16 protein-coding genes are annotated in these 21,154 nt (G+C 65.1%); 10 read left to right on the top strand and 6 right to left on the bottom strand.

The features are described from left to right. Positions 1-83: 83 nt before the first annotated feature. Complete coding sequence (locus tag ACM9NP_RS09235) at positions 84-968, bottom strand: hypothetical protein (RefSeq protein ID WP_415646217.1); 885 nt, start codon at positions 966-968, stop codon at positions 84-86. Between the two features lie 197 nt (positions 969-1,165). Here ACM9NP_RS09235 and ACM9NP_RS09230 point away from each other — a divergent pair, with 197 nt between their 5' ends. Both ACM9NP_RS09230 and ACM9NP_RS09225 read left to right on the top strand, forming a co-directional pair. Next, positions 1,166-1,960, top strand: a complete 795-nt coding sequence (locus ACM9NP_RS09230; protein ID WP_415646216.1) for a hypothetical protein — start codon at positions 1,166-1,168, stop codon at positions 1,958-1,960. Positions 1,961-2,412: 452 nt separating this feature from the next. Further along, complete coding sequence (locus ACM9NP_RS09225; RefSeq protein WP_415646215.1) at positions 2,413-3,243, top strand: NmrA family NAD(P)-binding protein; 831 nt, start codon at positions 2,413-2,415, stop codon at positions 3,241-3,243. Positions 3,244-3,538: 295 nt separating this feature from the next. Here the strand turns inward: ACM9NP_RS09225 and ACM9NP_RS09220 are convergent, their stop codons facing one another. Both ACM9NP_RS09220 and ACM9NP_RS09215 read right to left on the bottom strand, forming a co-directional pair. Beyond that, positions 3,539-4,615 (bottom strand): PQQ-dependent sugar dehydrogenase, encoded by a 1,077-nt coding sequence (locus ACM9NP_RS09220; protein WP_415646214.1) that lies wholly within the window; start codon positions 4,613-4,615, stop codon positions 3,539-3,541. 20 nt (positions 4,616-4,635) lie between these two features. After that, positions 4,636-5,301 carry an SDR family NAD(P)-dependent oxidoreductase gene (locus ACM9NP_RS09215; RefSeq protein ID WP_415646213.1) on the bottom strand — a complete coding sequence of 222 codons (666 nt, stop codon included), beginning with the start codon at positions 5,299-5,301 and terminating at the stop codon, positions 4,636-4,638. A gap of 572 nt (positions 5,302-5,873) precedes the next feature. On the opposite strand from ACM9NP_RS09215, the gene ACM9NP_RS09210 reads away from it, so the two are divergent. Further along, positions 5,874-6,065 (top strand): hypothetical protein, encoded by a 192-nt coding sequence (locus ACM9NP_RS09210; RefSeq protein ID WP_415646212.1) that lies wholly within the window; start codon positions 5,874-5,876, stop codon positions 6,063-6,065. Between the two features lie 365 nt (positions 6,066-6,430). Here the strand turns inward: ACM9NP_RS09210 and ACM9NP_RS09205 are convergent, their stop codons facing one another. From ACM9NP_RS09205 to ACM9NP_RS09195, 3 genes are all read right to left on the bottom strand, one after another. Further along, positions 6,431-6,985 (bottom strand): hypothetical protein, encoded by a 555-nt coding sequence (locus ACM9NP_RS09205; protein ID WP_415646211.1) that lies wholly within the window; start codon positions 6,983-6,985, stop codon positions 6,431-6,433. Positions 6,986-7,137: 152 nt separating this feature from the next. Then, positions 7,138-8,106 carry a squalene cyclase gene (locus tag ACM9NP_RS09200; protein ID WP_415646210.1) on the bottom strand — a complete coding sequence of 323 codons (969 nt, stop codon included), beginning with the start codon at positions 8,104-8,106 and terminating at the stop codon, positions 7,138-7,140. 1,548 nt (positions 8,107-9,654) lie between these two features. Continuing rightward, a complete protein-coding gene (locus tag ACM9NP_RS09195) occupies positions 9,655-11,028 on the bottom strand; it encodes a GntR family transcriptional regulator (protein WP_415646209.1) in 1,374 nt (457 codons plus the stop codon). Between the two features lie 119 nt (positions 11,029-11,147). Between ACM9NP_RS09195 and ACM9NP_RS09190 the strand changes: the two genes are divergently transcribed. The 7 genes from ACM9NP_RS09190 to ACM9NP_RS09160 are packed head-to-tail and all read left to right on the top strand — an operon-like array spanning position 11,148 to position 21,089. Continuing rightward, positions 11,148-12,839, top strand: coding sequence for an ABC transporter family substrate-binding protein (locus ACM9NP_RS09190; protein ID WP_415646208.1), 1,692 nt, complete (start codon positions 11,148-11,150; stop codon positions 12,837-12,839). A 51-nt stretch (positions 12,840-12,890) separates the two neighbouring features. Continuing rightward, positions 12,891-14,387, top strand: coding sequence for an ABC transporter substrate-binding protein (locus ACM9NP_RS09185; protein ID WP_415646207.1), 1,497 nt, complete (start codon positions 12,891-12,893; stop codon positions 14,385-14,387). 39 nt (positions 14,388-14,426) lie between these two features. Continuing rightward, the gene (locus tag ACM9NP_RS09180) at positions 14,427-15,410 is read left to right on the top strand and encodes an ABC transporter permease (protein WP_415646206.1); all 984 of its coding nucleotides are present in this window, start codon (positions 14,427-14,429) and stop codon (positions 15,408-15,410) included. After that, positions 15,400-17,166, top strand: a complete 1,767-nt coding sequence (locus ACM9NP_RS09175) for a dipeptide/oligopeptide/nickel ABC transporter permease/ATP-binding protein (protein WP_415646205.1) — start codon at positions 15,400-15,402, stop codon at positions 17,164-17,166. The genes ACM9NP_RS09180 and ACM9NP_RS09175 overlap by 11 nt, the downstream gene beginning before the upstream one ends. Beyond that, the gene (locus ACM9NP_RS09170; protein WP_415646204.1) at positions 17,163-18,047 is read left to right on the top strand and encodes an ATP-binding cassette domain-containing protein; all 885 of its coding nucleotides are present in this window, start codon (positions 17,163-17,165) and stop codon (positions 18,045-18,047) included. Before ACM9NP_RS09175 ends, ACM9NP_RS09170 begins: the two co-directional genes overlap by 4 nt. A gap of 42 nt (positions 18,048-18,089) precedes the next feature. Next, entirely contained in the window at positions 18,090-19,580 is a 1,491-nt protein-coding gene (locus ACM9NP_RS09165; RefSeq protein WP_415646203.1) for an ABC transporter substrate-binding protein, read from the top strand. 27 nt (positions 19,581-19,607) lie between these two features. Beyond that, positions 19,608-21,089 carry an ABC transporter substrate-binding protein gene (locus ACM9NP_RS09160; RefSeq protein ID WP_415646202.1) on the top strand — a complete coding sequence of 494 codons (1,482 nt, stop codon included), beginning with the start codon at positions 19,608-19,610 and terminating at the stop codon, positions 21,087-21,089. Positions 21,090-21,154: the final 65 nt, after the last annotated feature.

The following is a 21,154-nucleotide window of genomic DNA, read 5'->3' as shown; positions in this document are numbered from 1 at the left end:
GCGTTCGGCGACCCGACCACTATGGTCAGATGCGGGAGTGACCGTCACGCCGAGGCCGTTCGCTTCAGGTCGTGGCCGGCCGATCAGGAAGCCGTTCGGGGCGTCCTGTTCGCCTTGACGACGTCTTGAGCCTTGACGAACGCTCCGGGTGGATTCCAGAAGAACGACCACGGCCATTCGGTGATCTGGTCGCCGATCTCGTCGAACATCTCCCCTGCCAAGTCCCACTGTTCTGTCTGGTAGAACGGCATCGCGAACATGTTGAAGTCGTGCTGCCAGCCGAGTCGACGTCGATAGTCGGGGTGAAGCACCGAACGGTCGGCGGCAGCGCGCAGGCTGGCGATGGTCGAGGCGCTGTTCAGGTACTCAGTGTCCTTACCGGATTCGAGCCGTACCCAATGCTCCAAATGCGCCGTGACGACCACGGTCGACACACCGCTGGACGGCGGGGCGTCCACGGTGGCCTCCTCCACGAACTGGCACGAGAGTTCATGCGAACCGCCCCACTTGGCCAACAGCTGGTTCAGCAGGTTCTTGTGTGCGTCCAGGTGCCACCGGTGCCGGATCAACGCCTGATTGAACCGAAGCACGGCCTCATCGATTCCAAGCCCCATGCCTCGTCCGCAGATGATCAGCTCCGACCACGCCGTCGGGTCGTCGGGATTGCGGGAGATCGCCTCGGTCAGGAACTCGTGCGCCTTGCGAAGTCGCCGTTCGAAGATCCTGAACTGGGCCGGAAGGGTGTTCTTCGCGAGCGCGGTACCGCGCCCAAGCCAGGCCCACTTGATCGCGTGCGCGCCACCCACCAGGAACGGCAGGAACGAGCGCGGTTCCGCCTCGATCCAGTCGTCGATCCAGGCCTGCACACCGTTCTGGTTGGCGCAGAGATTGAGGTAGTGCTGCAGTTCGTCGGGGTCTTGAATGCCGCTCAGGAAATTGTGGACCGATCGCCAGTCACGTCGAGCCATATCGGACATCAACATGGCGGCGTGTGGGTCACCAAGTGTTGGATCGATTACCAGGACTTTGGAAGGTTCCTGGCTGCGCCGCTTGAAAAACCTCACCATGTTCTTCCTCCGAGAATCCGCCACCGCGAGGGTGTGCATCGATCTCGGAACACAATACTGATCATGGCTCGACGACCGATGGGTGGTAGCTTCCCCTTGTGTCGGAACATGATTCGGGTGTCGGACCGTTGCTCGGCGGATTCACTGGCGTCACAGTAGACGGTGTCCGGAATGACGTGGTGGTCTATCAGTCCGGTTTGCTGCTGATGGCGACCCACTCCGCCTCCAACCCGAAAGACCTGCGTCGACTGTTGGCGTCGGTGCCGGTAGAAGACCTGATCCGACGGCATCGGTTCGTCAACTTCGCCGATGTCACCCACGCGAAGGTCGTGAAGCCGGGCGTCAAGTTCAAGGTCGCGTTCGACCTCGCCGGTGGGGAGCAGCTGGAGATCGCCGATCGCTGGACGGGCGAGTCGCTCGGCAAGGACGACGGCACGATGTTCCAGGACCTGGTGCGAAACCTGCGATACACCGGTCCGCTGCCTGAGGCAGCCGCCGCGGAAGCGGCACGAACCTGGGCGGAGGACGCGATGGTGCTGGACGCCATGTCCAATGTCAAAGTGAACGACGTCGACTACGACTTGGTCATCCTCGACACCGGCCTCGTGTTCGTCGCCGACCCCGGCGGGTTCCAGCACGGCGAACAGCGACTGGCCAGTTTGGTCGAGAACAACCCGGTGTTCGAGATCGTGGGACGCAACTGGATGGTCTGGTACGAGCAGATCGTTGACGCCAGGATCATCACAAACGTCCCCGTCGCCGGCGAGCTCGAACTGTACGACGGTCGCCGACTGTCGCTAAAAGAGGGCAAGTACATTCAGTCGTTGACCGACGACACCCGTCAGGTTCTGTGCGCCGCGCTGCGCTCCGTGGGCGCCACCGAACCGACCTGACGAACGATTCGCAGTAGGTCGGACGCCGCATTGCAAGTCAGCCGATGATCCACCCTGATCCGGTTCCGTGATCCCAATCGACACGACCACGCGTGCCCATCGATAATGGATTGTCCATTGTCGCCCGCTGCGACGTGTGGTCGGACTTCACGAACGCACCCTGCGATCTGCGATCATCGAAACCTCCCGCGCCACGTGTGCGACCAGCTCCGTCGGCAGATCGGGGACGTCGCCGAAAGCGCCGATGCTCGTTCACACCTCGCCACACCGACGCACTACTCCGACCTGTGACCGCCACGGCGGGACTCGGCGTTCGCTCGGGTGGATCAGAGACCGATGGGCGACCGTATCGACCCTCACGAAAACGAGTTCCGAAGTCTCGCCGAAAGCGGACATGAAGTGTCCGCTTTCCTCGGTACCGTTCCGGCACCTATTGAGGCGAAAGGAATTCCATGACCATCCTGATTTCCGGAGCAACGGGCAACGTCGGTCGTCCCCTGGTCGAACAACTGCTGCGAGCGGGGCACCGTGTCCGGGCGCTGACCCGAAATCCCACCACCGCGAGCCTGCCCGAAGGAGTCGAACTGTTCAAGGGCAACCTCTCCGACACCGCGTCGTTGAAGGACGCCTTCGACGGCGTCAGTGCCGCGCACCTCATCAGTTTCGGAGATGACTACGCGCCGCTCGACAACGGCGGCGACATCGCCGCGTTGGCGACGGCGGCCGGAGTCCGCAAGGTCACGATCCTCAAGGGCGACCTCGACAAGACCGGGCTCGACCAGGCGATCGAGGCTGCGGAGAGCATTGAGCACACCTTCCTGGCACCGGTCGAGTTCATGTCGAACACCTTGGAATGGGCCGACGGCATCCGGGAGAACGGGGAGGTCCGGGAACCCTTCGTGGAGTCCAAGAGCGCGATGATTCACGACGCCGACATCGCCGCGGTCGCGGCGGCCGTGCTGACCGGAACCGGCCACTCCGGACGGACCTACTGGCTGACCGGGCCTGAGGCTCTCGACGTCCGACAAAAGGTGGCCGTTCTGTCCGAGGTTCTGCGGCGCGACATCCGGCTCGTGGAGCAGACACAGGACGAGGTGGTCGCCCAATGGCGCGAACAGGGATATTCCGAAGAGGACATCGAGTTCTTCGTCATGATGCGTACGAACACCCCTGAGGCCGGTCACACGCCGCAGCCGACGGTGCGAGAGGTCACCGGGAGACCCGCCCGCGCATACGCCGAGTGGGTCCACGAGAACGCGGAGGTCTTCGGCGGGATCGGTTGACAGGACCACGCGACGTGTCGACATTAGATGATCCTTATTGGATATAAGAGGATCGCCCGATGCGTGACACGCGCTCGCGCTGAACGCGGCCGATAGTCGGCCGCGTTCGGCGCGTGGACTGGGAGTGGCGAGACGGACGCGTGCCCGACGCCGAGACGCTCTCGGCCACATCAGCACCGGGCCCGGACCGAGCCTCGACCAGCCGTTCTCGCGCCGGACATCGACCGCGAACCGACGCGCGCCGCCGAGGCGGGTCGACAGTTCTTCTTACATAATGGACGATATCGGGAATGGATCACTCGTCGAGGTCGAACCGAAGTACGCGGTCGTCGTCCGGGCCGGGATCGCCGCGCCCGTCGGTGTTATTGGTCAGGACCCACAGCGACCCATCGGGGGCGGCGGCCACGTCTCGCAGCCTCCCGTACTCCCCCATGAGGATCCCGGTCGATGTCGACGGATCGGACAACGGGATCTCTCGGAGTCGTTCGCCCCGCAGGTTCGCGATGTAGATGGAGTCGCCGATGATCGTCATGCCACTGGGACTCGCCTCGTCCGTAGTCCACTGTTGCACGGGATCGGTGAACCCGTCCTCACCCGCGATGCCCTCGACCTCGGGCCAGCCGTAGTTGCCGCCGGGCTCGATGACGTTGAGCTCATCCCAGGTGTTCTGCCCGAACTCGCTGGCGTACAGGGTGCCGTCGTCAGCCCAGGCGATGCCCTGTGCGTTGCGGTGCCCATAGCTGTAGACGAGTGAGCCGGGGAAGGGGTTGTCTTCGGGTACGCGACCGTCCGGCGTCATCCGCAGGATCTTGCCCGCGAGCGCGTCTCGGTTCTGGGCTTCGTCCGGGTCGCCTGCGTCACCGGTCGTGGCGTACAGCATTCCGTCCGGCCCAAAGGCGATCCGACCGCCGTTGTGATAACTGGCGGCGGGGATGCCGTCGAGGATGGTCTCGGGGCGCCCGAGCGTCAACGAGCCCGCCTCACCGTCGAGCGCGTACCGTTCGATCCGGTTCTCGCCGGTCGCCGTGAGGTACACGTACAGGTGGTCGTCGTGGACGGCGATTCCGAGCAGCCCGCCCTCCCCCATCGGAGCGGCCGCGTCGATGACTCCCAGCTCGCGTGCGTTCCCGTCGTCATCGAGTTCGAGGACGCGGGCGGTGTCGCGTTCGCTGAGCAACGGCGTCTCGCCGTGGAACGCGAGCGACCACGGCGCGTCGAGGCCGTCGGTGACGACGTCGACCGTTCCGAGCGACGACGCCGGAGCGCTCTCCTCGGGCGACGGCTCGCCCCCTGGACCGCTCGTGCACGATGTCGCCGCGACCAGAGTGATCACGACTGCGGCAAGTCGGCCAGACCATCGGATTCTCGTCATGAAACCTTCGTCCTTCGTGTTCACTGGTCGGAGATGCCGACGGTGACGCGAAACGGCCCGCGATCGGTGTGGATGGTCCACAGTCGATCAGCCAGGGAGTCGGGGGCGTAAAGCGGATCGCCGCCGCCGATCGCGCCGGGGATGATGAGTTGACCTACGTGGATGTCGCGGGGCGCGAGTGCCTCGTGCAGCATGGACCCGTACGCCGATTCCCCCGCGAACGCGATCGACGTCCCCGCGACGTCGCCGTTGGGAGTCGCGGCGCTGGACCCGTTGACGAACAGGATCGTGCCGCGTCCGTGTTCCACCATGCCGGGAAGCACCTGTTGGACCGCCGTAACGGGGCCGAGGACGGAGAACTCGATCGCGGAGGAGAGCTCGTCAACGGTCGTCTCCAGGACGGGGTGCATGAACTCCTTCCGAGGAACGGGACTGTATTGAAGTACCTCGATCGATCCTAGTTCGTCGGCCGCCGATTCCAATGCCCTGATGAGGGACGTCCTGTCCTGGACGTCGGCGACGTACCCGCGCGCGTTGATCCCTTGTGACCGAAGGTCGTCACTCAGGCGTGCGAGTTTCTCACGCGTGCGTGCGATGAGCGCGACGGGGAACCCCTCGCGTCCGAACCTGCGAGCCACGGCCGCACCCAGGCCCTGGCCGGCACCGATTATCGCGATCGTCGTCATGACTTCCCCTCTCCATGGTGACGGTCATCGACACGCGATGACCTCCTTCGTCGATTGGGCCGCGATGGTTCAGCCGCCGGGCAGGTCTTCCGAAGCTTGGGTCGAGCCGAACCGCGCCTGGCCGGACCCGGCCACCTGCCCCGCCCGTAGTACCAGACGAGCCCTTGCGTCGGAGCGTACTGTCCGATCTCTCCGGAGGTGGGGCATCCGCGCCCGGGGCGCCGTCGAGTGGCCGCGCCAGACGCGCGGCCTTCTCCACCTGTTCAAAGTCCCTCGGCGAGCTCTCGCGACCGGATGATCGAACAGCTCGCCGCCGACCCGAGCCCCCACCGATCGTGGGCTCGATCCTCACGTCGCCTCTTCTTCGTGCTCCGTTTCACGCTAACGGCAGGATCGCGGGTGCGGCGAGGATTGGGGGTGCCCTGTCCGTGCCACCCTCGGCGGGAACTCCCCGCGGTGAGGCGGGTCGAATGCTCCGCGTGCCCGCCGACGGCCGAACGCAACCAGTTCGACGGGAAGGATCCACGGCCTTCGCGCGAGGCAAGCCAACTCCCACAGCTAACACGTCCGTTGTGGTTTACGCTCGCCCGATCTCGAACCTCGCCGAGAGGCACACGGAAGCCGCCATCGTCCAAGTCCACACCCCGCCAACCGTTCTCGGTGAGGCGGCGGCGACCACCGACCTCGGGCCGTGCGCCGAGGCCTCGCCCGAGAGCAAATCAACACTGTGGACCAACGCTGGAGAGATCATCGTCGATCGATGACTCTACGATTCGGATACGAACATGACGGTGGTGGGAGGCTTTCGACGTCGTGCGCGGACCACGACGCAGGCTGACCTGACGAACCGACTCCATTGCGGATACTCGCGGGAGGACTTCCCTCGGTCCACTCGACCCGAGGGAAGTCCTCCATGGCGAGCAAGGGCTAGACGACCCTGCGAGTGACCCGAGTGCTTCGGTCACGCTCTCTCAATCGACGCGGATCTGTCCAACCGCTTGCACGACAAATGATCGGACGGTTTGATCCACTCTGGATGCGTCGGCCAGACCGATGTGGCAGGCTCCGCGAGCCTTCACCGATTACAGGATGACCCTTGGAGGTCCATCGCATCGGCCCCTTGGGAGGCTCACACCTGACGAGATCTGATCGCCGACCACTGGAGATAGGCGGCATCCTCGACACTGTCGAACGGGTGCAGCAGCTTGCTCCTCAGTTCGCCCTTGACGAACGCCAACAGAAACTCCACTGTGCTCATCTCAAAGTACTCGCACTCGGGCCCATCGTGTCCCTGCAGGCCGATGAGCCATTCGCGTGAGGGCCTGCCGGGCTCGACCAACCAGACCAGGACGTGGGCATCCTCGGTCCCGCCCCAGCGGACGACTGTCGCGTTCCGCGCGCCCGCCCGTTTCGGCGCGTGTTCGGGTTCGGCCTCCCACTCGTCCTTGAAGTACTCGTTCCAGAGGTCGCGCTCGAGCGGATAGAGGTGGTCGTCCGGTCCGTGGACATCGAAGTAACAGCCGAAGGCGCCGGACCCGTGTCGGTCGATGAGTGCGCGGTAGTCGTCCGGTGGGACGAAGCCGAACTCGCTCGCGACCGTCTCCCATTCGACGGGCTCGCCCGCGTTCGCCCGCATCCCCGTCAGCGCCGCGAGTTCGCGCAGCGGTTCGGTCCAAGCATTCATTCCCGCAACCTCCGACGCAGTCGCGGTGAGCGTACCGGCACCGGGCAAACACCGGAATGCCGTGATACCGGTGCCCGCTGGCTCGACCCACGCTGCGCGGGGACGACCCAACCCGAGCGCGGACCGACGAACCAGGACCCTTGGTCGAGCTGTCAGCGCGAAGCCGTCCACCAATCCAGGACGCGCGTTCCGATCAAGGTGAGCCACTTCGACGGTTCGCCTTCGGGAGCGTCGACGTCGAACCAGGTCCTTCCCGCGAGGGGAGCGCCTTGGAGCCAGGTGCCGTCCGGCCGTCGAGCGGCACGCACGACCTCGACCGCGTCGGCGAGCCGGGCATCCGGTGGCGTCCCGTCGAGCAGTGCGACATCCCGGAAGTGGTCGAGCGCGACGAGCGCGCTGTAGCGGTGACGGTTGGGATACACGAACCGCGTGGCGAAGTCGCCGACAGGTTCACCCGTCGTCGCTCGGTACAGAAGGCGCCGTTCGAGTAGGTATTCCTCGCCTCCATGTCGGGCTTCGCGAAGGCTTGGGTCGCCGGTGATGCGCTCGTAGGCGAGCATCCCGCGTAGTGCGTTGAGGGTGGAGTGGAATGACGAGCGCGTCGAGTTTCCCTCCTCCGCTTCGCAGTTCCAACCGCCGTCGGCGAGTCGGTGCGCGGGGAACCACGCGGCGAGCCGGGTGACGTCGGCGCCGAGCCAGGCGCCGGTCGCGAGCGTGCACGCGTTGATGCAGACGTCGACCTCGCCGCCCCAGTACGGGAGGTCGTCATACTCCCAGCGGCTGTTCATCGCGAGCTTCTCGGCGGTACCGGCGAGGGTCTCGGCGTCACGACCCCAATCGCGCAGGTCTTTCAACGTCCATGTGGTCGCGGTCCACGGTTGTCCGGGCTGTTCGGCTTCGGGGCTGCCGAAGAATCCCGCAGGGAAGTACGCGCCACCGGCCCATTGACCGTCCGCGTCCTGTCTCGACAGCAGCTCCGCGCCGTGTCCGTCCGTCGCCACCCGGGCGCAAGTCGCCTGCCATATCTCGGCCGGGGCGGACGTGAGGTCCCGCTCGACCTGCCAACGCAGAGCGGGATCCGAGTCGAACAACCAGTCGAGCACACGAGGATCGATCGCCATGCCAGAACGCTACCGCCGACCCGGTTTGGAACCAACGGCGCTCGCCGGTTCGTCATGGTGGCGTCCTGGACGTTCTCTCCTGGACGCCGGGTGCGGCGCCTCACTCGGACGGACGATCCGGGGATCTCGGGTCCTGTGTCAATTGTCAGCGGTGAACTTGGGCTGGTGCCGTTCGTCATCGGTTTGCGGCTAGAACTCGTGGCCCGGTGTGCATCGGCTTCGTCAGGCACCCAAGGAGCATCCGGATGATCACGAATCCCGCTCTCCTATTGACGAGTCGACGGGAGGACGGGCATTGGCCGAGTTCCTCAATGGCGAGGAATTCGAGAACCGATTGGGAGGATTCCGATGGCGACGAGGACCACTCCCCCAGTCCTACCTGGTTGGAGACCGAGGCACTGGACAAACAGGCTGTTGCCTCCAATCCTCCGCACGATTCGTGATGTGCCCTGACACCATTGGAATTCGCTCCCGACACGACGGCGTTCTGTCGACAATGAATCCACGAAGTGGCGCAGTGGCGGTCACGAGCGCTTCACCACGACAAACGTCCATACCTTGAGAGGTTCCGCTTGGGACCCTGACGAATTCCCACTCGGCCGAACAACGGCCGACACCCGAAGGACTTCGGATTCACGCGCCTTCCATTGACTCATCCATAGTCGACTCAGAAACTATCTCCTATGGAGTTGGGTGCGCAGCATATGAGTTGGAATCCTGCCATCGTCCCGCCATCGATCGCCCACGCGCCCGGTGCGATGGCTGCCGTGCGACTCGGGGGCATGGACGTTCTCCACCCAGCGGCGGCCGACATGGCGGCCGAGTCGAAGCGGCGTTCGGAGCACACCGTCGGATCGCCGAGCAGGCACGGCCGTGGTGAATCCGCGAACTTCGCGACCGCAGCAACGCAAGCCCGAGCGGGACCGCCGCCAGGCCGGCTTCCGTTCATCCACCTTCGTTTCCGCGATGCGCTGGATGCAGTCGTGTCGATCGAAACTCCGCCCAGCCGGGCTGCCCCCTACCCGCGAGAAACGAAGCCCCCCGAGTCCTTGCTCGGCGCGCATTCCCGAACCGGCCCGAGATGGAACCGCGAGACCCCGCCCACTCCTCGACACCGAACCGAACGCCACGTAGGCGACACTGGCCCCGGTCGATCGTCCCCACGTAGCGACCGTCGGGACGTTCGAGGCCAGCGACGCGGCCACGAATGAGCGAATCAACCCTTACCTCGGTATCCATCGACGCGAGTTCGGCGCCCTACGGCCTCCTCAGAACGTTTTCGCTGGTCAATGGACTAAAGAAATCCGAAGTGGACGTTAACATCTGACTAACGTCGCCACTCCTGCCAAGGTATTGCCAGTAAACGATCACGGGTATTCGGCCGACAAGGCGCCGACGCCAACCGACAGAACATCGGCCGATGGCCGAGCGTTTGCCCCGCCGCCCCACTCTCGGAGCGACAGGACGCCGTCCCGGTCATATCCAATGAGGACTAACGCAGCATACTGTCGATGACCACGTCTCCGTGGATGGCCGACGGTCCCGTCCTCAGGCGCCGCCGCCCAGACGAGGGTCGCAAGCTACGGCGATCTCCTCGGCGAGGTTTTCGAAACCGCTGCTGAACGCCGCGGCGTTGATGCTGATGCGTTGGTCCCAGTGCGTGCCGGGCTGGAAGAAGGCCCCTGGATGCACCACGATGCCCTGGTTGCTCAGACGGGTACAGACCGAATGCTCGTCCGGGACAGGCAGCCAGATCATCGGCGGAGACCCGAGCTCCGACTCGTGTCCCCGGCGGCGCAGCGCGTCGGCGAAGGCCTCGTGGCGGCGGTGGATTTCGGCGTTCCAGGACTTCAGCATCGTCAGCGTGTCCGGATCGGTCAACAAGTAGGCGTGCGCGAGCTGCATGATCCGGGAGACATACCGGGAGGAGTAGGACAGGCGATTCCACAGCACGTCGGTGAGCCGAGAATTGCCGCCGACCACGGCCATGCGCATGTCGGCACCGAAGACGTAGTTGAACGATCGGGTGTGAAGTACCTGGTCAGGCAGCTTGGTACCCAGGGAATTCGGGGTACCTTGGAGTGGCCAGGTCTGGTCCATTTCCAGGATCGGGATAGTCCCGGCGAGGACCTCGGCGGCAGTGGTGACCCATTCCGGGGTGACCGACTTCCCGTTGGGCAGAGCGCGGCTGGGCTGGTAGACGAATGCCGCCGGTCGGCCGACCAGGGCCCGACGCAGGTCCTCCAAATCCGGCCCGGCGCCTTGCCACGGGATGGGCACCGGGGTGGCGCTGAGGGATTCGAGGATGTCGAAGACCCTGGCGATCGTCGGGACCGCGACCGCGACCCGATCCCCGGGTCGCACCAGCGCGGCGAGGGACATTTCCAAGGCGTCCACGGCGCCGTGCATCGCGAGAAAGGAATCGGTGTGGAACGGCCAGCTTGCCGAGACCGCCTGTTTTAGTTCGGGAGTGATCTGATGGGCGAACTGATGCCCGACGCCCGGCTGAGCCACGGCGTATTCGAAGGCGCCGCCCAGGTTGATCGGCGGCATGTCTCCGCACCAGAGATTTCCGAGGTCCGTCGGCATGTCGATGGATGCACGGATCATCGACTCGAACCGCTTCGCATGGGGCGGCGTGGGTTGAGCGATCACCGTGGTGCCGCCACGGCGCTTGCTCTCCACCAATCCCTGGGTCTGCAACTGACGCCAGGCCTGCCCGACCGCGGAGCGGCTCATGCCCAGGGAGTCGGAGACGGCACGAATGGTGGGCAGCCGTGCCTGCGCCGGAATACCGCCGGTGCTGATGAGGTCCGCGACCGCTCTGGTGAGCGCCGCGGCGGTGCGGAGGGTGACCGCTTGCCTGATGGTCGTGAGGATCGCGCGTTCCGTCTCCATGCTCGCAGTACGTGCCTTCCTCATGGGTATATGTCCATGGACATAATGACTCTATTACCGGGATAAGTCTAGCTATAGTCGCATCCAATCAGGCGATGTGGCGTTGGGCCGCACCGGCCGATTCATACCTTCCGGAGGAAACAATGACGAAGACTCGTCGTCTCTCCTTGGTCGCTGCAGCCGCCGCATTGTTCGTGACAGCGGCCTGCACATCCGAAGCGCCGAAAAACGACGCCAAGAACAGCGCCGAGATCCAGGACGTGGCACCCGGTGGCGAGATCACCATCGCCGCCACGAGCCCCATCACCGACTGGAACCCGATTTCCGCCAACGGTGACACCACCGGTCAGCGCCAGCAGCAGTGGCCGTTGTACCCGCACCCGTTCCTGACCAACCCCGACACCACCGTGGTGGTCAACGAAGCCCTGCTGGAGAAGGCCGAAGTCGTCGAGGCCGACCCGATGACCGTGGAGTACGTGCTCCAGGACGGTGTTCAGTGGTCGGACGGCACGCCGATCAGCGTTGACGACTTCGTCTACACGCAGGCCGTGCAGGACCCCTCCAAGTGCAGTGAATGCCTGGCGGCGTTCACCGAGGGCTACAGCGACATCTCCTCCATCGAGGCGAGTGACGACGGCAAGACCATCACCATGGTCTACGCCGAGCCGTTCTCGGAGTGGCGCGCCCTGTTCAACTACATCCTCCCGGCGCACATCGCCGATGGCTACGGCGACCTGGCCACCAGCTTCAACGAGGGCTTCTCGAAGAACGTGCCGGAGTTCTCCGGTGGCCCCTACATCATCAAGGACTACACCGACGGCATCTCGATGACGATGGTGCCCAACCCGAAGTGGTACGGCGAGGGCCCGAACCTCGAAACCGTCACCACCCGGTACATCACCGGCCAGGGTGAACAGCTCACCGCCCTGCAGAACGGTGAAGTGCAGTTGGTCTACTCCACCCCCACCGTGGACACGATGGACCAGGCCAAGCAGCTGCAGAACATGACCATCCAGACCGGCTCCACGCTCACGTACTACCACCTGGGCATGAAGACCACCGGTGACGTCATGAGCGACGACGCGCTGCGCACCGCGATCGCCACGGCCCTCGACCTCGGTGACATGCGTGATCGCACCATCGGTCAGTTCGCGTCCGACGTTCCGCAGATGAAGAGCTCGGTGTACGTCCCCGGTCAGAAGATCGCCGGCGAAGAGGCCTACCAGGACAACATGTCCGACCTGGGCATCGGCGGAGGAGACGTCGACGGCGCCATCAAGATCCTCGAGGAAGCCGGCTACAAGATCACCAACGAGCAGCTGATCCAGCCCGACGGCACCCCGCTGCGGGACCTGAGCTTCCTGACCCTCGGCACCGACGTGCTGCGGATGGAACTCGCGCAGATCGCGCAGCAGCAGCTGCTGCCGCTCGGCATCACCATCACCATCGACGCCGCCGACGGCGCCCGTTACAGCCCCGCGCTGCGGGAGGGCGACTTCGACATCATGGCGACCGGTACCGCTCTGGACCTTGGTCCGCTGTCGATGCAGCAGTGGTACGGCACCGACGCTCCTCGCTCCTTCGGTTACTCCAACGAGGATGCCGACCGCCTGTTCAAGGCCGCCGGCGAGGAACTCGAGCCGAAGGCTCAGATCGAGTTGATGAACGAACTCGACCGAGTCCTGCTGGGCGACGGTGTGGTGTTGCCGCTGTTCGGAACTCCGATGATGGCCGTGTACCCGAACACCTACGGGAACATCTTCATCAACCCGAGCAAGTACGGAACCACGATGAACATCGAGCAATGGGGCCTGCTGGTCGAACCCGGCGCGTAGTCGAACCCCGGATACAGGTCTCGAAACATCGGATAAAGGACAAGATTCTCTGTGACTGAAGAATTCATCGTCGTCACCCCGCACGATGCGCTCGAATTCAACGATGTGTACCGCAACACCACGGGTAGCGCCGGCTACCTGGCGTGCAACAACATCTTCAACCGCGTGGTGCTCAACGAGTGGAACGAGATCAACGCGATCCCGGACCTGGCCACGCACTGGGAGTGCCTGGACGGCGCTCGCCGGTGGCGGTTCCACCTGAACCAGGCGGCCCGCTGGCACGACGGCGTCCCCGTCACCGCGCACGATGTGGTCTACACCCACACCCACGCCAAGGAAATGGGTTACACCGGTGGCCGCTTCATGCGCGATGTGGAGCAGATCGTCGAAGTCAACAAGCACACTGTGGACTATCACCTGTCCAAACCGAACTCCGGTTTCCTGGTGCTGCTCGGCAACTTCATCTTCACCCACATCCTGCCGGCGCACCTGTTCGAAGGCACCGACTGGGCGACCAACCCGCACAACCTGAAGCCCGTCGGTTCGGGTCCGTTCCGGTTCGCCGAATGGATCCCCGGTGACCGCATCGTCATGGAAGCGGTCAAGGACCACTGGGGCCCGCAACCGGAGATCGATCGGCTCATCCTCAAGATCGTTCCCGATCGCGAGGAATGCGTCCGGATGGTCGCCCGGGGCGAGGCGCACTACTTCCCGCAGGACACCCTCACCAAGGATCGCCTGCACCTGTTGGACGGCGCCACGGCGAACATCGAGGTGATGAAGGACCCCGGACCGGGCATGGCTCTGCTGGACTTCAACCACCGCGACCCGCTCTGGCAGGACCTTCGTGTCCGACAGGCCCTGGCGCACGCCGTCAATCGCGAGGAGATCGCCACCCTCGCGGACCCGGGTGTCTCCCAGGCCTGGCCGCACTACCTGCTCGGCTCCACCGAGTGGGCTTTCAACCCCGACGCCAAGGCTCCCGACCACGATGTGGAACGGGCCAAGGCTCTCCTGGCCGAAGCGGGAGTGGCGGACGACCTCGCCGGACGCACGCTGACGCTGTACTACCTGGAACTCTTCGACGGGCACCGGCCGCTGGCCGCGATGATCGCCGAGCAGTTGGCGGCCGTCGGAATCACGACCACCGTCGAGGGCCTCTCCTCCCCGGACTGGGCGGCCAAGGTCGGCCGTGAGCACGCCTTCGACCTGGTCATCGTCGGTGGAGCGCTCACACCGGACCCGGAGATCACTTCGCCGAAGTACGCCTCGGACGGAGACGGCAACTTCGCCGGGCACAACAACCCCGACGTCGACGCCGCCTACCAGGCAGCGCGCAGTGTCACCACGCTGGCCGAGCGGGGCGCGCACTACCGACGGCTCCAGGAAGTCTGGGCTCGGGACACCGAGTGGGTGCCGCTCCTGTGGTACGGCACGTACTTCGCCCGCAGCGCCGACTTCTTCGGTTGGTCGGATCAGGTCGCTTACACGGTGCCGTGGTGGCACTGGGGCCGGATCCGTCGTGTCGCCGGGCACCCGGCGAACTAGTCAACATCCTCTTCACACTTTGACCCATAGGAGGCCTCGATGACGGGGATGATCCTGCGCAGACTGCTGAGTGCAGTGGGCGTGCTCCTACTCGCCTCAATCGTCATCTTCGTGGTGATCGCCGTCTCGGGCGACCCCCTGGCCGAACTGCGTGACAGGCAACCTCCTGTGCCGGAAGCGGTGATCCAGGCCGAGGAAGCACGCCTCGGCCTGGACCTGCCACTGCACGAGCGCTACTTGAACTGGATCGGTGGACTGTTCCAGGGCGACCTGGGACCGTCCACCATCGCCACCCGCGACATCGCCGCCGAACTCGGCAGCCGCATCGGTGTGACCTTGCGGCTCGTCCTCGTGGCCGTCGTGATCGCCTTGGTGCTGGCTCTGGTCGCCGGAACCATCTCCGGTCTGCGCCAGCGTCGGTTCCCCGACGTGGTGCTGACCCCGATGACCTTCATCATGCTGGCCCTGCCCTCGTTCTGGATGGCGGTGCTGTTCAAGCAGGGGGGCATCTACTTCAACGAACAGGTCGGGGACTCCGTCTTCGCCACCGTCGGAGCGAACTCGGTACCACCTCCACAGGGGTTCATGCCGTTCATGCTGGACTCGGCGGCGCACCTGGTGTTGCCCACTCTGGTCCTCACCCTGGTGCACTTCGCGACCTGGAGTCGGTATCAGCGGACCGCGATCAGCGAGTCCCTGGCCGGCGACCACGTACGATTCGCCGTACTCAAAGGACTGTCCAGGGGTCGAGTGGTCCGCAGTTACGTGGTCCGCCCCGCGCTGGTCCCGATCATCACCGTGGTGGCGCTGGATCTTCCGGTCCTGCTGTCCGGAGCCGTGATCACCGAGACGGTCTTCCAATGGCGCGGGATGGGCGGATTCCTACTGGAATCGATCAACCTGCGCGATAGCAATGCGGTACTCGCGTGGCTGCTCATCGCCGCGATCGCCGTCGTCGTGTTCAACCTGATCGCCGACCTGCTGTACGCGATCGTGGATCCGAGGGTGCGTTATGGCAACTAACACCATCTCCGCCGCCGAACCGAAGGTCAGCGGCAACGGCCGCGGCCGGGTCATCCTGCGTCGGTTCCGCCGTCACAAGCTCGGAGTCGCCGGGCTCGGAGTGCTCGTACTGCTGGCGCTCATCGCCATCGTCGTGCCGATGCTGTGGCCCTACGGCCACGGTGACATCACCCCGGACCTTTCCCAAGCGCCGTCGGCGGCCCACCCGATGGGCACCGACACGCTGGGGCGCGACCTGTTCGCCCAGACGCTGCGTGGTTTGCAGCAGTCCCTGTTGATCGCCACCAGCGTCACCGTGGTGGCCTGCTTCATCGGCGTCACCCTCGGCGTCGTCGCCGGCTACTTCGGCCGGTTCGTGGACGCCTCGGTGATGCGTCTGGTGGACCTGACCCTGACCCTGCCCACCATCGCCATCGCCGCGTTCCTCGGCTCCGTGGTGCCCGCAGGCGGGGTCAACTGGATCGCCCTGGCCCTGGTGCTCGGTGTTCTCATGTGGACTCCAGTGTCGCGGCTGGTGCGCGGTATCGTGCTCAGCCTTCGGGAACTGCCGTTCGTCGACGCCGCACGGGTCATGGGAGCGGGAAACCTGCAGATCATGACGCGGCACCTGATCCCCAACGTCGCCGATCACATCATCGTGGCCGCCACCCTGATGTTCGGTACGGCGATCCTGGCCGAGTCCGGTCTGTCCTTCCTCGGTTTCGGGGTGCAGCCGCCGGACACCTCCCTTGGTCTACTGGTCTCGAACGCCCAGTCGGCCGTGCTCACCCGCCCCTGGCTGTTCTACTTCCCCGGCCTGCTGATCGTGCTGATCGTGCTCGCCGTGAACTACGCGGGGGAAGGGTTGCGTGATTCGGTCAACCCGAAGGCCTCCCTGGTGAACCCGTTGCAGGCGGCCCGACGCCGCCGCGACCAAGGCGCGCTGCCCACCGACATCCAACGCGGGTTGCTGGACGTGCGTGACCTGACCGTGGACTTCGGGGATCAGCAAGCCGTCAAGGGCATCGATCTGAGCATCGGCAACGGCGAAGTGCTGGCCCTGGTCGGCGAGTCCGGATCCGGAAAGTCGGTCGCCGCGCTGTCCGTGGTCGGGCTACTGCCGCCCAGCGCCGTCGGCGGCGGGTCCGTCCGCTTCGACGGCCAGGAACTGACGGGGCTGAACTTCCAGCAATGGCGTGCCTACCGGGGTCGACGCATCGCGGTGATCCTGCAAGATCCCTCGACCACGCTGAACCCGGTACTGACCATCGCGGCACAGTTCAAGGACTCGATGCGGCTGGCCGGTCCACTCCCACGCGATCACCGCCAGCGGATCATCGACCTGCTCGACGGCGTGGCGATCAAGGACCCGGCACGACTGCTCGACTCCTACCCGCACCAGCTCTCGGGCGGCATGCGGCAACGGATCGCGATCGCGCTCGCGATGGTGCACGATCCGGACCTGATCATCGCCGACGAACCCACCACGGCCCTGGACGTCACCGTGCAAGCGCAGGTGATGTCGACCCTGGCCCTGGCTCGGGAGCGCACCGGAGCGGCCATGCTGTTCATCACCCACGACCTGTCCCTTGTGGCCGGTATCGCGGACAAGGTCGCGGTCATGCGCGCCGGTCAGGTCGTCGAGCACGCGGACGTGTACACCATTTTCGACAATCCCAGCCACGAGTACACCCGCACCCTGCTCTCCCTCGCGCCCAGCCTCGCGCTGGCCCCGGCGTCTCAGTCGGCGGCCGCCGATCTTGAGGAGGACTCATGAGTGAACCACTGCTGCGCACCACGAACCTGGTGAAGCACTTCCGCCCTCCCCGCAGCGCTCGCCGCCGTGGCCAGGAAGTCATCCACGCGCTGTGCGGGGTGAGCATCCAGATCGAGCAGGGTCGCACCCTGGGTGTGGTCGGAGAGTCCGGTTCGGGCAAGACGACGCTGCTGCGGACTCTGCTCGGCTTGGAGCGGGCGACGTCCGGCACGGTGGAGTACGCCGGGAAGGACGTAACCACCATGCGCGGTGCCTCGGGACGGATGTTCCGCGCCAACGTCTCGGTGGTGTTCCAGGACCCGTACACCTCCCTCGATCCGCGGATGACCGTCTCGGACCTGCTCAGCCAGCCGGCCAAGATCCAGAGGCAACGTTTCCCGGCCACTCGGGTCTTCGACCTGCTCGACCAGGTGAAGCTGCCACGGACGAGCGCCTCGAAGTTCCCGCACGAGTTCTCGGGCGGGCAGCGCCAGCGCATCGCCATCGCGAGGGCGCTCGCCCTGGAACCGAACTTGATCGTGCTGGATGAGCCGGTGTCGGCGTTGGACGTGTCCGTTCAGGCCGAGATCGTGGCACTGCTTCGCGAGCTTCAGGCGGAGCGGGACGTCTCCTACCTGTTCGTGGCGCACGATCTGGCCGTCGTGGCCGACCTCTCGCACGAGGTCGGGGTCATGTACGGCGGGCAGATGGTCGAGCACGGACCGACTTCGCAGGTGTTGTACAACCCGACGCACCCCTACACGAAGGCGCTGTTGGCCGCAGTCCCGGTGCCGGACCCTCGGATCGAACGGGCGAAACCGCCGTTCCTGCGGCCGTTGTGGCCCACAGAGGACGATCAACCCAAGCCCTGCCCGCACGGAAGTCTGCTCAAACATCGGTGACACCGTCTGGTGTCGGAAAGGTCTGTGATGACCATCGAATTCGTGGTGGCTACCCCCCACGACGCTGTTGAGTTCAATGATGTTTACCGAAACACGACCGGTAGTGCCGGATACCTGGCGTGTAACAACATCTACAACCGGGTCGTGTTGAACGAGTGGTATGACATCAACCCCCATGCCGATCTGGCGACGCATTGGGAATGCCTGGACGGTGCCCGCCGCTGGCGCTTCCACCTCAACCACGCGGCACGCTGGCAGGACGGTACGCCACTGACGGCGCACGACGTGGCGTACACCCACAGCCACGCCAAGAAGATGGGCTACACCGGCGGGATGTTCCTCGGGGACGTGGAGCAGATCGTCGAGGTGGACAAGCACACAGTGGACTACCACCTGTCCGCACCGAACTCGGGTTTCCTGCTCATGTTGGGGAACTTCATCTTCGCGCACATCCTGCCCGCGCATCTGTACGAGGGCACCGACTGGGCCACCAACCCGCACAACTTCAAGCCGGTCGGCTCGGGGCCGTTCCGCCTGGTGGACTGGATTCCCGGCGACAAGGTCGTCATGGAGGCCGTCAAGGACCACTGGGGACCCAAGCCGGAGATCGACCGACTCATCCTCAAGATCGTTCCGGACCGCGACGAATGCGTGCGCATGGTCGCCCGCGGCGAGGCGCACATCGTCACCCAGGACACCTTGACGCGTGACCGTATGTCCCTGATGGACGACGCGGTGGACGCCGAGGTCCTCAAACGCCCCGGCCCCGGCATGGCGCTGTTGGACTTCAACCACTCCCACGAATCGTGGCGGGACGAGCGGGTTCGTCGCGCCGTCGCGCACGCCGTCGACCGCTCGGCCATCGAGAAGCTGGGCGACCCCGGCGTTTCCCAGGCGTGGAATCACTACCTGCTCGGTTCGACCGAATGGGCGTTCAACCCCGACGCCAAGGCGCCCGCGCACGATGTGGACAAAGCCGAGGAGCTGCTGAACGAGGCAGGTCGCACCCGGGACGCCAATGGCACGCGGGGGCCATTGCGACTGTTCTACATGGACACGTTCCACGGGCACCGCCCGTTGGCGCAGATCGTCTCCGACTCACTCGGTCGACTCGGCTTCGAGGTCACCTTCGAAGGACTGTCCTCGGTGGATTGGGCGCGGCGGATCCGCACCGATGGGGACTTCGACCTCATCGTGGTGGGCGGGGCCATGGCCCCCGACCCCGAGATCACCCGCACCAAGTACTCCACCGGCGGCAAGAACAACATGGCCGGACACCACAACCCGGACGTCGACGCCGCCTACACCGCCGCCCGCAGCGCCACCACCCTCGCGGAACGCGGCAAGCACTACAAGCAGCTGCAGGAGATCTGGGCCAGGGACACCGAATGGGTACCCCTGTTCTGGTACGGCACCTACTACCCGCGCAGCACCCGCTTCTTCGGCTGGGCCGATCAACTCGGCTATTCGATTCCGTGGTGGCACTGGGGCCGTATCCGCCCCGTGACCACCGATGCCGGCCTTTCCCAGTAGTAGTCCCCCGAAACGAAAGTGATGACGATGCGAGAACTGGTCGTAGCAACCCCCGTCGACGCGGTGGAGTTCAACGACGTCTACCGCAACACCACCGGTAGCGCCGGTTACATGGCGTGTAACAACATCTACAACCGGGTCGTGTTGAACGAGTGGTATGACATCAATCCGCACGCCGATCTGGCTACCCATTGGGAATGCCTCGACGGTGCCCGCCGCTGGCGCTTCCACCTCAACCACGCGGCACGCTGGCAGGACGGCGTCCCGGTCACCGCACACGACGTGGCGTACACCCACAGCCACGCCAAGAAGATGGGCTACACGGGGTCCATGTTCCTGGACGATGTGGAGCAGATCGTCGAGGTGGACAAGCACACAGTGGACTACCACCTGTCCGCACCGAACTCCGGTTTCCTCGTGATGCTCGGCAACTTCATCTTCGCGCACATCCTCCCCGCCCACCTGTACGAGGGCACCGACTGGGCCACCAACCCGCACAACTTCAAGCCCGTCGGCTCCGGCCCTTTCCGGCTGGTCGACTGGATTCCCGGCGACAAGGTCGTCATGGAGGCCGTCAAGGACCACTGGGGACCCAAGCCGGAATTCGACCGACTCATCCTCAAGATCGTTCCGGACCGCGACGAATGCGTGCGCATGGTCGCCCGCGGTGAAGCCCACGTGGTGCCGCAGGACACCCTCACCAAGGACCGACTCCACCTGTTGGACGGTGCCACCCACGCCGAACTGGTGACCTTCGAAGGCCCGGGCATGGCGCTGCTGGACTTCAACCACTCGCGCGAGTTGTGGAAGGACGAGCGAGTTCGCCGCGCCATCGCGCACGCCGTCGACCGCACCCCGATCGAGGCCCTGGCGGACCCTGGCATCTCCCGCGCCTGGGACCACTACCTGCTCGGTTCGACCGAATGGGCGTTCAACCCCGACGCCAAGGCACCCGCGCACGACATGGACAAGGCCGAGGAACTGCTGAACGAGGCCGGCGTGACCCGCGATGCCTCCGGTCAGCGTGGCGCCCTGAAGATGTTCTACATGGACACGTTCCACGGCCACCGCCCGTTGGCGCAGATCATCTCCGACTCACTCGGTCAGCTCGGCTTCGAGGTCACCTTCGAAGGTCTGACTTCAGTGGACTGGGCCGCTCAGGTCCGGGACGCCCACGACTTCGACCTGATCATCGTGGGCGGGTCCATGGCCCCCGACCCGGAGATCACCCGCACCAAGTACTCCAGCGGCGGCAAGAACAACATGGCCGGACACAACAACCCCGACGTCGACGCCGCTTACGCCGCCGCCAGGAGTGCCACCACCCTCGCGGAACGCGGCAAGCACTACAAGCAGCTGCAGCACGTTTGGGCTCGGGACACCGAATGGGTACCCCTGTTCTGGTACGGCATGTACTTCCCTCGCACCACCAACCACTTCGGATTCTCCGACCAGCTCGGCTGGTCCGTCCCGTGGTGGCACTGGGGTCGCGTGCGCCCGGTCAACTAGCCCGACCGTCGGCTGACCCAACACTTCGGGCGGTCACACAGGTTCTCGCCTGTGTGACCGCCCGA

It is taken from the genome of Stackebrandtia soli, assembly GCF_965137155.1.
Taxonomy (GTDB): domain Bacteria; phylum Actinomycetota; class Actinomycetes; order Mycobacteriales; family Micromonosporaceae; genus Stackebrandtia; species Stackebrandtia soli.
The sequence above is the reverse complement of the archived record's forward strand: the minus strand, read 5'-3'. Positions and strand labels throughout refer to the sequence as shown.

What these genes read in the sequence shown, in the direction of transcription:
- ACM9NP_RS09235 (WP_415646217.1), bottom strand. Translation starts at nt 968, where the DNA reads ATGGCTCGACGTGACTGGCGATCGGTCCACAATTTCCTGAGCGGCATT.
- ACM9NP_RS09225 (WP_415646215.1), top strand. Translation starts at nt 2,413, where the DNA reads ATGACCATCCTGATTTCCGGAGCAACGGGCAACGTCGGTCGTCCCCTG.
- ACM9NP_RS09220 (WP_415646214.1), bottom strand. Translation starts at nt 4,615, where the DNA reads ATGACGAGAATCCGATGGTCTGGCCGACTTGCCGCAGTCGTGATCACT.
- ACM9NP_RS09215 (WP_415646213.1), bottom strand. Translation starts at nt 5,301, where the DNA reads ATGACGACGATCGCGATAATCGGTGCCGGCCAGGGCCTGGGTGCGGCC.
- ACM9NP_RS09205 (WP_415646211.1), bottom strand. Translation starts at nt 6,985, where the DNA reads ATGAATGCTTGGACCGAACCGCTGCGCGAACTCGCGGCGCTGACGGGG.
- ACM9NP_RS09200 (WP_415646210.1), bottom strand. Translation starts at nt 8,106, where the DNA reads ATGGCGATCGATCCTCGTGTGCTCGACTGGTTGTTCGACTCGGATCCC.
- ACM9NP_RS09195 (WP_415646209.1), bottom strand. Translation starts at nt 11,028, where the DNA reads ATGAGGAAGGCACGTACTGCGAGCATGGAGACGGAACGCGCGATCCTC.
- ACM9NP_RS09190 (WP_415646208.1), top strand. Translation starts at nt 11,148, where the DNA reads ATGACGAAGACTCGTCGTCTCTCCTTGGTCGCTGCAGCCGCCGCATTG.
- ACM9NP_RS09180 (WP_415646206.1), top strand. Translation starts at nt 14,427, where the DNA reads ATGACGGGGATGATCCTGCGCAGACTGCTGAGTGCAGTGGGCGTGCTC.
- ACM9NP_RS09175 (WP_415646205.1), top strand. Translation starts at nt 15,400, where the DNA reads ATGGCAACTAACACCATCTCCGCCGCCGAACCGAAGGTCAGCGGCAAC.
- ACM9NP_RS09170 (WP_415646204.1), top strand. Translation starts at nt 17,163, where the DNA reads ATGAGTGAACCACTGCTGCGCACCACGAACCTGGTGAAGCACTTCCGC.
- ACM9NP_RS09160 (WP_415646202.1), top strand. Translation starts at nt 19,608, where the DNA reads ATGCGAGAACTGGTCGTAGCAACCCCCGTCGACGCGGTGGAGTTCAAC.